Here is an 11,447-nt window from a genome sequence, read left to right as displayed (position 1 = left end):
CAGGACGCGGACATCGTCTACCCGAAGAGCTGGGCGCCCTTCGCCGCCATGGAAAAGCGCACCAACCTCTACGGCGAGGGCGACTCGGAAGGCATCAAGAAGCTCGAAAAGGAGCTGCTCGCGCAGAACGCCAACCACAAGGACTGGTGCTGCACCGAGGAGCTCATGAAGACCACGAAGGACGGCAAGGCGCTCTACCTGCACTGCCTGCCCGCCGACATCAACGGCGTCTCCTGCGAGGACGGCGAGGTCGAGGCCTCGGTGTTCGACCGCTACCGCACCCCGCTCTATAAGGAGGCCTCCTTCAAGCCCTACGTCATCGCGGCGATGATTTTCCTCTCGAAGGTCAAGGACCCGCAGGCGGTCCTCAAGGCGCTCGAGGAGCGCGGCACCCCCCGCTGGACCAAGTAAACGGCGCGCAGCCCCGCCCGCAGCGGTACGGATTCCGCCTTTGCGGCGTCCCGGGGAGCGCGCTTCCCGGGACCGACGTCACAATCTGCCGGCGCCGCCGGTTTGAGCCGATATTATGAAAAGGTGGTAATTTGGTATGGGAAAGAGAATCGTCATCGCTCTGGGCGGTAACGCGCTCGGCAACAACCTGCCCGAACAGATGATCGCGGTCAAACAGACCTCCAAGGCGATCGTCGATTTGATCGAAGAGGGACACGAGGTCGTCATCTCCCACGGCAACGGCCCGCAGGTCGGGATGATCCAGAAGGCGATGGCCTCCCTCAACGCGGTCGATCCCAAGCAGTACCCGATCCCGCTGTCGGTGTGCGGCGCAATGAGCCAGGGCTACATCGGCTACGACCTGCAAAACGCCCTGCGGGAGGAGCTGCTCGACCGCGGCATCCACAAGCCCGTTTCGACGCTCATCACCCAGGTCGTCGTCGATCCGGAGGACCCCGCCTTCAAGAAGCCGACCAAGCCGATCGGCAGCTTTATGACCGAAGAGGCCGCCAAAAAGCTGGCCGCGGAAAAGGGCTACACCGTCATGGAGGACGCGGGACGCGGCTGGCGCCGCGTCGTGGCCTCCCCCCGCCCGCAGCACATCGTCGAGATCGAGACGATCCGCACCCTCGTCAACGCGGGGCAGGTGGTCGTCGCGGCGGGCGGCGGTGGCATCCCCGTCATGGAGACGGAGGGCAACCATCTCAAGGGCGTGCCCGCCGTCATCGACAAGGACTTCTGCAGCGCGCGCCTGGCCGAGTCGGTCGACGCGGATTGCCTGATCATCCTCACGGCGGTCGAAAAGGTCGCCATCAACTTCGGAAAGCCCAACCAGGAGTGGCTTGACGAGCTCACCCCCGAACGCGCCCGGCAGCTCATCTCCGAGGGCCACTTCGCTCCCGGCTCGATGCTCCCGAAGGTGCAGGCCGCCCTCCAGTTCGCCGAGTCCAAGCCGGAGCGCTACGCGCTGATCACTCTGCTGGAAAAGGCCAAGGACGGCATCGCCGGAAAGACCGGCACCATCATTCGCTGACTTCGCTCCATCTGTTGATACCCTCCTTCTTGCCGCCCGCGGGATTCTTGCCCCCGCGGGCGGCCCGCGTTTTCGAGAGAGATGTGGAAAAGAACCGCCGCCCGAAAGGGCGGCGTTTTCTTTTGCCGCTTTCTTTCAAGAAAGCGGCAAAGAACATTTGATTCAGGCGGGGCCCTTCCCGAAGCGGCGGGGTTCCGGAGAGGACAAAAGGGCCGCCCCGCGGGGCGGCCCTTTTGTGTGGTAGGATAAGCGGATTGGAGTGACGGATTATCGGTTGTCGATGGCCGGAAGGTAGCGGCCGGAGTCCGTCCGCACGAGCTGCTCAAGCCCCGCGCGGTCCAACTCCCGCGGATCGCCTTCATAGGCGAAGCGGGCGCAGGTCCCGCAGGAGGAGCTCAGGCTCCGAGGCACGGGGGAAAGCTGCACCGCGATCCCCTGCCCGCGCAGGTCGCCCGCGAACCGGACCGCGTCATAGTGGGTGAAAAAGGTTGCGATATACTGCAAAGGCGGTTCCCTCCCGGCGGTCAATGTGGGGCTGCTATTTCACGAGGGTCAGGCGGTAGTCCTCTCCATCCGCCGAGACGGAGACGCGGTAGCCCGCGCGTTCGGCGTAACGGGTGACGTTCTCCCGCGCAGTGGGATTGTCCACCAGCACCTCGCAGGAGGAGGGGGCCTTGTCAAGCGCGTTTTTTGTCAGGACGACCGGCTGCGGGCAGGAGAGCCCGCGCGCGTCGATGGTCTGTGCCATGATGATTCCTCCTTCTATGCCCGCTGGGGCTCTTTTACGCCTGCTGCGGCCGTGGCTTTCGTATTGAGGAAGGCGACGACGAACAGGACGATGAGTGCGATGACGGTAAAGAGTTTCCCCGCGGCGGTGGGGCCGCCGGTGATGGCGCCGTCCTCGGCCACGGCGGTGGCGGCGGAGGCGAGGCCGAAATTGTGCGCGAACACCGCGCCGACGAAATAGCCGGCGACGGTGACGGCGGAATCGGAGTTGCCCTCGCCCGCGAGGATGAGCTGACGGAGCGGGCAGCCGCCCAGCATGACCGAGCCGAGCCCGACCGCGGCCATCGAGAGGAAGTTCCAGACGCCGTCGATGTGGGCGACCGGCTGGCCCATGAAGCCGAGGCTGAAGTAGCCGCCGAACACGGCGTTGAGAACCAGGTTCCCGGCGAGCGCGGCGACAAGAATGGCCACAAAGCCGGAGAGCAGCGTCCAGTCCTGAAAGAGCAGGACGTCGCGGATGCCGCCGACCATGCACAGCCGGGTGCGCTGCGCGAGCGCGCCGACGACCAGCCCGGCGATGAGGGAGATCCAGATGGGGGCGTGCATCGAGCCGGGGCCCTTTTCGCTGAAGAGGATGAACGCGGGCGCGGCGCAGAGCAGGCCGAAGAGGGCGACCTGGACGACCGACAGCCAGACGCCGTCGACGGCGGGCAGGGTGTAGGTGCGCTTCAGGCTGTAGCCGCGTTTGAGGAACTGCACGCCGCAGAGGATGCCGATGGCGAAGCCGACGAGTCCGACGATGGCGTTGAGGTCGCCGCCGGCGATCCGCAGGACCATGCGCAGCGGGCAGCCGAGGAAGACAAGCGCGGTGATCATGACGAACGCGCCGAGCACGAAGCGGGTCATCGGGGAGGAGCCGCCGCGGGGGAGGAACTCCTTCTTCACGGCCGAGACGATGAGCGCGCCGAGCACGAGGCCGATGATTTCAGGGCGGATGTACTGGACGACCGCCGCTTGGTGCATCCCGACCGCACCGGCGGTGTCGCGGATGAAGCAGGCGATGCAGAAGCCCATGTTTTTGGGGTTCCCGAACCAGACGAGCGCGGCGGCGATGACGCCGATGACCACGCCGGCGAGGATGATTTTACGTTTTTCCTTCAATGCCAACACCTCAAAACAGATTTGATTCGCATGCGTTTCTTTTGTTATTATAGTACAAATATTTGGCATATGGAAATCGCAATTTTGAATAAACCGACGGTATTTATAGATATCGTCTATATATATGGCGCGGGAGATAAAAGTGGCGTACAATAGAAGCCAGAATCTGCAAAGGAGGCCCCAGGAGATGCAAAAAGTATATTTCGACCACGCGGCGACCTCCTTTCCCAAGCCGCCCGAGGTCGTGTCCGCGATGGTGGCGTATATGGAACGGGTCGGCAGCAATGTGGGCCGCGGCGGCTACGCCTCCGCCTACGAAGCCGCCGGGACGGTGCTTGCCGCGCGTGAGCGGCTTTGCGCCCTGCTGGGCGGCCCCGACCCGCGCAACGTCATCTTCACCCTCAACGTCACCGAGGCGCTCAACATGATCCTCAAGGGCTTCCTGCGCCCCGGAGACCACGTCCTCGTGAGCGCGGTGGAGCACAACGCGGTCATGCGCCCGCTCGTGCAGCTTTCACAGACGGGTGTGGCGTTCGACCGCATCCCCTGCGACGGGGAGGGGGTCCTCTGTCTGGACGCGCTCGACGGGCTCGTCCATCCCAGCACCCGCGCCGTCGTCCTGACCCACGCGTCCAACGTCGCGGGCACCATCCAGCCGGTCGCGCAGGTCGGCGCGTTCTGTCGCGCGCATGGTCTGCGCTTTATCGTCGACTGCGCGCAGACCGCCGGGATGGAGCCCGTCGACATGGGCTCGATGGGCATCGACGCGCTCGCGTTCACCGGGCACAAGGGGCTGCTCGGACCGCAGGGGACGGGGGGATTCCTCGTCACCGACGCCTTTGAGAAGGAGCTGGACCCGCTCATTTCTGGCGGGACGGGCAGCTTTTCCCACCTCGAGACGGTGCCCGCGCTGCTGCCGGACCGGTTCGAGGCGGGGACCTTGAACCTGCCGGGCATCTACGGCCTGCACGCGGCGCTCGGTTTTCTGGAGGAGACGGGGATCGATGTCATCCGCGCGCGGGAACGGGCGCTGACCGCGCGGTTCCTCGCGGCGGTGGCGGAGGACGGACGCATCCGCGTCGCCGGTCCCCGGACGGCGGAGGGGCGCACGGCGGTCGTCTCGCTCGATTTCCCCGGGCGGGACAACGCGGAGATCGCCTTCCGCCTCGACAGCGAATACGGCGTCATGACCCGCTGCGGCCTGCACTGCGCCCCCAACGCGCACCGGACGCTCGGGACCTACCCGCAGGGGACGGTGCGGTTCTCCTTCGGGTATGGGAACACGGAGGAAGAGATCGATTACGCGTCCGACGCGATCGGGCGCATCCTGAATGGATAGGAGGGCGCGGTATGGAGGACAGGACGGCGCTGCTGCGGGCGATCCCGCAGGTGGACGAGCTGCTCCGGGAGCCCGGGCTCGCCCGGGCGGCGCAGCAGCAGGGGCGGGCGGCGGCGCTCGGCGCGGTGCGCGCCGAGCTCGACGCGGTGCGCGCGTCGGTCCTGCGGGGCGAATGCCCCGCGGTGCCGCCGCCGCCCCTGCTGTGCGCAGCCGTTCTCGAACGGCTGCGCAGCGCGGGTTTCCCGCGCCTGCGCCGCCTCATCAACGCAACGGGCGTGGCGCTGCACACCAACGTGGGCCGAGCCCCCCTCTCGGACGCGGCCCGCAGCGCGGTGGGCGACGCGGCGGGTTGCTGCGACCTGGAATATGACCTCGAAACGGGGGAGCGGGGCAGCCGCGGCGCGCATGTGGAGCCTCTGCTGAAGGACCTCTGCGGGTGTGGGGACGCGCTCGTCGTCAACAACAACGCGGCGGCGGTGCTGCTTGCGCTGGCCGCGCTGGCGCGCGGGCGGGAGGTCGCCGTATCGCGCGGGGAGCTCGTGGAGATCGGGGACGGCTTTCGCATCCACGACATTTTGGAGCAGAGCGGCGCCCGGCTCAGGGAGGTCGGCTCCACCAACCGCACCGGTCCCGGGGACTATGAGGCGGCCTGCGTCGAAGGGGATGTGGCCGCGCTTTTGAAGGTGCATACGAGCAACTTCCGCGTCGTCGGGTTCACCGCGTCGGCGTCGGTCGGGGAGCTCGCGTCTCTCGCGAAGAGGCGGGAGATCCCGCTCGTCGTGGATTTGGGGAGCGGCGCGCTGCTGGAGGCGGGGGAGTACCCCTTTCCCGGCGAGCCGACCGTCCCGCAGGCACTGCGGGAGGGCGCGGATGTCGTCTGCTTCTCAGGGGACAAGCTGCTCGGCGGCCCGCAGGCGGGCATCCTCGTCGGGAGGGCCACGCTGATCGAACGGATGCGCCGCCACCCGCTGGCGCGCGCCCTGCGCATCGACAAGCTCTCCCTCGCGGCGCTGGCCGCGACGCTGGAGAGTTACGCGGACCCGGCCCGCGCGAAGCGGGAGATCCCGGCGCTCCGGATGCTCTGCGCCCCGCCCGAAACCCTGCGGGCGCGCGCCGAGGAACTCTGCGGAATGATCGCGCGGCTGGGCGCGGACTGCGCCTGCGAGGTCGTCCCCACAGAACGCCCGGTGGGGGGCGGCTGCGCGCCGGGACAGCTCCTCAAGGGATCCGCGGTCGCGGTGACGGCGCGCGCTTTCGGCGCGGACGCGCTTGCCGCGCGGCTGCGCGCCGCGCCGGTCCCCGTTGTCGCGCGCATATCGGAGGGCAGGCTGCTGCTCGACGTTTCGACGATGCTGCCGGAGGAGCTTGCACCGGCGGCGGAGGCGGTGAAGGCCGGGTGCGGACCGTGAAGCGGATCGTGATCGGCACGGCGGGCCACGTCGACCACGGCAAGACGGCGCTCGTGCGCGCGCTCACCGGCATCAACGCCGACCGGCTCGCGGAGGAGAAGCGCCGGGGCCTGACGGTCGACCTCGGCTTTGCGTGGATGGAACTGCCGGGGGAGGTCCACGCCGACATCGTCGACGTGCCCGGCCACGAGCATTTTGTCAAGAACATGCTCGCGGGCGCGGGGGGGATCGACCTCGCGCTGCTGGTGGTTGCCGCGGACGAGGGGGTCATGCCCCAGACGCGGGAGCACCTTGTCATTTTGTCGCTGCTCGGCGTGCCGCGCGGCGTGGTCGTGCTGTCCAGATGCGACCTCGCGGACGGCGAGACCCGCGCGCTCGCGCGGGAGGAGATCGCCGAGGCTGTGCGGGGCAGCTTTCTGGAGGGCGCGCCGGTCGTGGAGACCTCCGCCCAAACGGGGGAGGGCCTCGACGTGCTGCGCGCCCTGCTCGCGGAGGAAGCCGCGGAGCTCCCGCCCGGGAATATCGACCGTCCCTTTTTCCTGCCGGTGGACCGGGCGTTTACCGTCCGCGGCTTCGGCGCCGTCGTGACCGGGACCGCGCTTGACGGGCAGGTGCGCCCCGGCGACCTGCTGACCGTCAGCCCCGGCGGAGCCCGCGTGCGGGTGCGCGGCCTGCAAAGCTGCGGCCGCGAGGCCGCGGCCGCCTTTGCGGGCCAGCGCGTCGCCGTCAACCTGGCCGGGGCGGAACCCGGCTCGCTCGCGCGCGGCGACGCGCTGGCGGCCGCGCCGTCCGCGCGCGCAAACGCGCTGCTCGACGTGCGGCTGGCCGCGCACCCCGCCTCCGCCCGCGCGATCACCCACAACCAGCGGCTGCACCTCGCGCTCGGCACCGCCTGCGTCCTCTGCCGCGCGCGTCTGCTCGACCGGGAGGCCCTGGCGCCGGGCGAGAGCGGCTATGCCCAGCTGCTGCTCGAGCAGCCGGTCGCGGTCCGCCCGGGAGACCGGTTTGTCGTGCGGTTCTATTCGCCCGTCGAGACGGTGGGGGGCGGCGTGGTGCTCGACATCCCCGCCCGCCGCCACAGACGGCTTGACAGCGCCGTGCTCGCACGGTTACAATGTTACGACGGAGCGGACGCGCGCGGCCGCCTGCGTTTCGACCTCGCCGAAGAGCCGATGACGCGGGAACAGGCGCGGGAGCGGCTCTTTTTTCTCTCGGACGCGGAATTTTCCACCGCGTGGGAGGGCCTGCTCGCGGACGGGGAAATCCGGTGCGCGGGCTTGCTCGCCCTGACGCCCGGGACACTCGCCCGCCTGCGGGAGGAGCTGCTCGGCGTCCTCGCGGATTATCACGGGGCGCATCCCCTAGACCGGGGGATGCCGCTTAACCTGCTGCGGGAACGGTTTCCCGGCGGACTGCCCGAGTGGTTCGCGGAGGAGGGCTCCGTCTCCCGCGCGGGGGACGCGCTCTCGCTGCCCGGCTTTGCGCCGGAGGGGACGGAACTCTATCGCCGTACCGCCGCGGAGCTGCTCGCTCTCTATGCGCGCGAGCCCTGCGCGCCGCCCGACCGGGCGGCGGCGCTCGCGGAATTTCCGCCGTCCGTGCCCGCCGGGCGGGTGTTTGATCTGCTGCTCGAGGCGGGCGAACTGGTCGAGGCCGCGCCGGGACTCTGCTTCACCCGCGCGGCGTGGGAGAGCGCCCGGGAAACGGCCCGCAATGTCGCCGGGGAGCGGGGAAGCGTCACGCTCTCCGGGTTGCGCGACGCGCTTGGAACCTCCCGGCGGTACGCGCAGGCGCTGCTCGAGCGGATGGACGCCGACGGCTTCACCCGCAGGGAGGGGGACGCGCATCTCCTGCGGGAGTGACGGGCCGGTTACCTGCGCGGACAAAAAAACGCGCGGCGTTTTGCCGCGCGGATATGGGGGCGGATGGGCGCCGGTGTGCCTCCCGGTCTTCAAAACCGGTGTGGGCGGCGCAGAGCCGTCCGGGTGAGTTCGATTCTCACACGCCCCCGCCAAAATGAAAATCCCCGTGCGGACACCTCGTCCGCACGGGGATTTGTTTGATGAAGCCTCTATTTGTTCCGGCCCGCGAGGGTGACGACAAGCGCGGCGATGGCGAAGGCTATCGCGCCGACCGTCAGGACCGAGCCGGGGACGCCGGCAACGAAGAAGCTGGCGGCGAGCAGCAGGATCGCGACGACCCAGAAGGCCTGGATGACTTTACGGTTCATGATGCATATCCTCGTCGATCAGTTTTTTGAGATACTCCGCCATGCTCATGCCGCGGCCCGCGGCATGAGCTTTGATTTTGTCCTTATAACCCTTGGGCGCCCAGAAGCGGATCTGTTCCAGATTCTCCCGCTGGTATTTCATCGTGGCGTTTTTGCTCGCTTCGTTGTAAGCCATGAGACCGACCCCTTCAATATTATAGCAATTATAGAACATTATTACAATGTTTACTGATCGTAACAGGGAATCGGCATTTTAGACGAAAATATTTTTGAAATTTGCACAGATCCGTTTATTGAAATATAGTGCACTATACATTAAAATAAAAAAGGCGTCACGAAACGGTAAAAAACGATTGGAAAATCAGGAGAATCCGGCTAGGACTATGAGGCCATTGGAAAATATTTCATACCTGCTTATGATAAAGGTATGGAGGGAGTGCTTTGAGAACGATTGAAATCGTAGCAAAGAACCTCAAATTCTACAGACAGCAGCGCGGCCTGACGCAGGAGGAACTGGCGTCGAAGGCTTATACCAGCGCGTCCTACATCAGCAGGATCGAACGGATGGTCGCCAACCCGTCGATCGAATCGCTCGACAGCATCGCCATGGCGCTGGGGCTTTCTCCGGCGGAGCTCTTCCGGATAGACGAGGTGGACATCCTCCCCGAGCAGTACGATGAATTCCGCCACCTGCGGGGGATCAGCAGCACCATGGAGCCGTGGCGGAAGTCCCTTTTTCTGCGCGTGGTATCTTCGACGCTCAACGCGCTGAGGGACTGGAAGCCGGTTGAGGAACCGGAAAAGACCGAACAGGAATAAGAAAAACAGCCGCCCGGAGGCGGCTGTTTTTTTGATTGTTTTTCCGTTCAAGCGGTGACGTCCACGTTGCCCTTCGGCAGGGGATCGCAGCAGACGGGATGGCTGGACGCGCCCTCCCCCAGCCCGTCCGGCGGGCAGCTGGAGCACACCTCGGGCCAGGCCTCGCGGCATTTCGCCCCGAGCGCGGCCCTGCTGCGGATGTTATTGTTGTGTCCCGGCGATGGAAAGCGGTCAGAGGATGGGGTCGAGCAGCACCTCGACGGTGCCGCCGCACACCATGCCCGCCTGGCGCGCGTCGTTGTTGGTCATGTCGCAGAGGACGACGCGCGGTGCGCCCGACGCGAGGACCTCGGGCGCGGAGGCGACCACCCGCGCCTCGGCGGCGCCGCCGCCGATCGTGCCGTAGAGCGCGCCCTTTCCGTCGGCCAGCAGCTTGGAGCCGGAGCCGCGCGGCGCGGAGCCGCGCTTCTCGATGATGGTGGCGAGCATCATCGGTTCCCCCCGCGCGAGGCGTTCGAGTCCCTCGCGGCTGACGCTGCCCGCCGACAGCCCGCTGCCCACCTGGATGATCTCGGCCGCGATGCACACGGCGATCTCGGCGGGGGTTTCGGCCCCGATGCGCAGACCGATCGGGGAATGGACCCGCGCGAGCTGTTCCCTGGTATACCCCTCCCGCTCCATCTGCTCCATGACCACGGCGACCTTTTTACGGCTGCCGATCATGCCGCAGTAGGCGAAGCGGCGGGGGAGGATGCGTTCGAGGCAGAGGCGGTCGTCCGCGTGCCCCCGGGTGATGATGACGAAGTAGCTGCCGTCGGTGTAGGGGACCGACTCCATCGCCTGCACGAAGGGCATGCAGAGCACCTGGCTGGCGCGCGGGAACCGCTCGCGGTTGGCGAACTCCTCCCGGTCGTCGATCACCGTCACGTCAAAGTCGAGCAGGGAACCGATCTCCGCCAGAGGCTTCGCGATGTGCCCGCCGCCGCAGATGATGAGCTGACGCCGCGCGCTCAGCCGCTCGGCGAGCAGGCGCACGCCGAGGACCTCGGCGGAGAGCGGCCGGTCTCCGCCCGGCAGGGCGGCCGTCAGCTCCTCCCACAGCCCGCGCAGCCCCTCGTCATAGGGGACGAGGCCGTCCGCCGTCACGAGCGCCTTCTGGGCGGTGAGCGCGCGTCCCTCCCGTTCCCCCGCGAGGATGGTCAGCAGGTCGGCGCTGCCGCCCGCGTCGAGGATGTCGGCGAGCGTGCGGAAAAATACCCGGTTCACAGGACCCCTCCCCTCAGGTGCAGGACCGCCTCCAGCGCGCCGCCCGCGATGGCGCGCGCCTTGTCAGAAATGGTGTGGCAGTATTCCACGATGCCGCGCGGGTCGATGTCGCCCGACTTCATCCCGCACGTCACCGGGGTCCCCTCGGGCAGCATGCCGCGCACGACCCCGTCGATCAGGGCGCGCACCGGTTCCCCCTCCACGCGCGCGACGACGTCGCCCGCACGCACGAGCTGCCCGATCCTTGCCGCGGGGGCGAAGGGGCCGTCGGCGGGCGCGCGGATGATCCGCTCGGAGGTGTAGCCGCCGATGTCGCCGGGCACGCCGGTGTTGGCGATCGCGCTTCCCGCGTAGATCACGCGGCCGAGATAGTGCCCCCGCTTGGTCTCGACGACCGCGTGGCAGTCCGCGCCGGCGGTGAAGCCGGGGCCGAGCGCGATCACAACGGGCGCGTCGGTGATTCTGGTGCCGAGGTTGCGCTTGGCGAGCACCGCGTCGATGACGACGGGGGGGCGCAGCGTTTCGATCGCGGCCGCCTCGGGGTCGACGAGCACCGCGATTTCGCCCTCCCCGGTGATCCGCAGCGCGTCGGCGGGGTCGCGCGCGAGCCGCGCCGTCACCCCTTCAATCTCGGCCGCGCCCTCATAGACCGCGCGGGAAAACGCGACGGTGCAGCGCACGGCGGTGGGACGGGCGATGTCGGTCATGACGACCTGGAAGCCGCAATTGTGCAGCCGCCAGGCCACGCCGGTGGCGAGGTCGCCCGCGCCCTTGATGAAGATCAGCATGTGATTTCCGCCTCCTGTCTGAGTGAAAGAATGAGTACTTTTTCAACGCCGCCCGCACGGAGCAGGGCGGCGGCCTGCTCCCCCTGTTCCCGCAGGGCGGGGGTGTCCGCCTGGTTGAGCAGCACGGTGGGGGAAAACCTCCCGTAGCCCGCGAGCAACAGCCGGGCGATGATCCCGGGGGTCACGGAGGCCCCCTCCGGGATGCCGAGCGCCTCCCGCGCGAGCG

13 protein-coding genes, 1 tRNA gene and 1 pseudogene are annotated in these 11,447 nt (G+C 67.7%); 7 read left to right on the top strand and 8 right to left on the bottom strand.

All coding sequences use genetic code 11. The features are described 5' to 3' along the window. Together ACZO3G_RS13600 and arcC are read left to right on the top strand one after the other, a co-directional pair. Window positions 1-411, top strand: a pseudogene (locus ACZO3G_RS13600) (knotted carbamoyltransferase YgeW); the annotation flags it as partial. Between the two features lie 136 nt (window positions 412-547). Next, window positions 548-1,483 (top strand): carbamate kinase, encoded by a 936-nt coding sequence (gene arcC / locus ACZO3G_RS13595; RefSeq protein ID WP_101551810.1) that lies wholly within the window; start codon window positions 548-550, stop codon window positions 1,481-1,483. Window positions 1,484-1,750: 267 nt separating this feature from the next. On the opposite strand, the gene ACZO3G_RS13590 is transcribed toward arcC, so the two are convergent. From ACZO3G_RS13590 to yedE, 3 genes are read right to left on the bottom strand one after another with little or no spacing between them, the layout of a single operon-like run. Beyond that, window positions 1,751-1,987: a putative Se/S carrier protein gene (locus tag ACZO3G_RS13590; RefSeq protein ID WP_101551808.1), complete on the bottom strand. Its 237-nt coding sequence runs from the start codon at window positions 1,985-1,987 to the stop codon at window positions 1,751-1,753. A gap of 34 nt (window positions 1,988-2,021) precedes the next feature. Then, window positions 2,022-2,231, bottom strand: a complete 210-nt coding sequence (locus ACZO3G_RS13585) for a sulfurtransferase TusA family protein (protein ID WP_101551806.1) — start codon at window positions 2,229-2,231, stop codon at window positions 2,022-2,024. Between the two features lie 14 nt (window positions 2,232-2,245). After that, window positions 2,246-3,370, bottom strand: a complete 1,125-nt coding sequence (yedE, locus tag ACZO3G_RS13580) for a YedE family putative selenium transporter (protein WP_481159383.1) — start codon at window positions 3,368-3,370, stop codon at window positions 2,246-2,248. Window positions 3,371-3,557: 187 nt separating this feature from the next. On the opposite strand from yedE, the gene ACZO3G_RS13575 reads away from it, so the two are divergent. The 4 genes from ACZO3G_RS13575 (at window position 3,558) to ACZO3G_RS13560 (ending at window position 8,132) form a co-directional block, all read left to right on the top strand. After that, window positions 3,558-4,709 (top strand): aminotransferase class V-fold PLP-dependent enzyme, encoded by a 1,152-nt coding sequence (locus tag ACZO3G_RS13575; RefSeq protein WP_276873468.1) that lies wholly within the window; start codon window positions 3,558-3,560, stop codon window positions 4,707-4,709. A gap of 11 nt (window positions 4,710-4,720) precedes the next feature. Then, a complete protein-coding gene (selA, locus tag ACZO3G_RS13570) occupies window positions 4,721-6,118 on the top strand; it encodes an L-seryl-tRNA(Sec) selenium transferase (protein ID WP_302550016.1) in 1,398 nt (465 codons plus the stop codon). Beyond that, window positions 6,106-7,980 (top strand): selenocysteine-specific translation elongation factor, encoded by a 1,875-nt coding sequence (gene selB / locus ACZO3G_RS13565; RefSeq protein WP_302550015.1) that lies wholly within the window; start codon window positions 6,106-6,108, stop codon window positions 7,978-7,980. The genes selA and selB overlap by 13 nt, the downstream gene beginning before the upstream one ends. A 55-nt stretch (window positions 7,981-8,035) precedes the next feature. Further along, a tRNA-Sec gene (locus ACZO3G_RS13560) sits at window positions 8,036-8,132 on the top strand. A 57-nt stretch (window positions 8,133-8,189) separates the two neighbouring features. Here the strand turns inward: ACZO3G_RS13560 and ACZO3G_RS13555 are convergent. Both ACZO3G_RS13555 and ACZO3G_RS13550 read right to left on the bottom strand, forming a co-directional pair. Next, window positions 8,190-8,348: a hypothetical protein gene (locus ACZO3G_RS13555; RefSeq protein WP_172439253.1), complete on the bottom strand. Its 159-nt coding sequence runs from the start codon at window positions 8,346-8,348 to the stop codon at window positions 8,190-8,192. Beyond that, on the bottom strand, window positions 8,338-8,523 hold the full coding sequence (locus ACZO3G_RS13550; protein ID WP_101551796.1) for a hypothetical protein: 186 nt from the start codon (window positions 8,521-8,523) through the stop codon (window positions 8,338-8,340). The genes ACZO3G_RS13555 and ACZO3G_RS13550 overlap by 11 nt, the downstream gene beginning before the upstream one ends. Window positions 8,524-8,789: 266 nt before the next feature. On the opposite strand from ACZO3G_RS13550, the gene ACZO3G_RS13545 reads away from it, so the two are divergent. Further along, a complete protein-coding gene (locus ACZO3G_RS13545) occupies window positions 8,790-9,167 on the top strand; it encodes a helix-turn-helix domain-containing protein (protein WP_101551794.1) in 378 nt (125 codons plus the stop codon). Between the two features lie 231 nt (window positions 9,168-9,398). On the opposite strand, the gene ACZO3G_RS13540 is transcribed toward ACZO3G_RS13545, so the two are convergent. From ACZO3G_RS13540 to ACZO3G_RS13530, 3 genes are all read right to left on the bottom strand, one after another. After that, a complete protein-coding gene (locus ACZO3G_RS13540) occupies window positions 9,399-10,433 on the bottom strand; it encodes an XdhC family protein (RefSeq protein WP_276874605.1) in 1,035 nt (344 codons plus the stop codon). Then, on the bottom strand, window positions 10,430-11,221 hold the full coding sequence (gene yqeB, locus ACZO3G_RS13535) for a selenium-dependent molybdenum cofactor biosynthesis protein YqeB (protein ID WP_276874602.1): 792 nt from the start codon (window positions 11,219-11,221) through the stop codon (window positions 10,430-10,432). Before yqeB ends, ACZO3G_RS13540 begins: the two co-directional genes overlap by 4 nt. Then, window positions 11,215-11,447 (bottom strand): hypothetical protein (locus ACZO3G_RS13530; RefSeq protein ID WP_486847341.1); only part of this gene is annotated, 233 nt, incomplete at its 5' end. The genes yqeB and ACZO3G_RS13530, both read right to left, overlap by 7 nt.

The organism is Anaerotruncus sp. (genome assembly GCF_057433415.1).
Note: the sequence above shows the minus strand (reverse complement) of the source record. Positions and strands in the feature narration are given on the sequence as shown.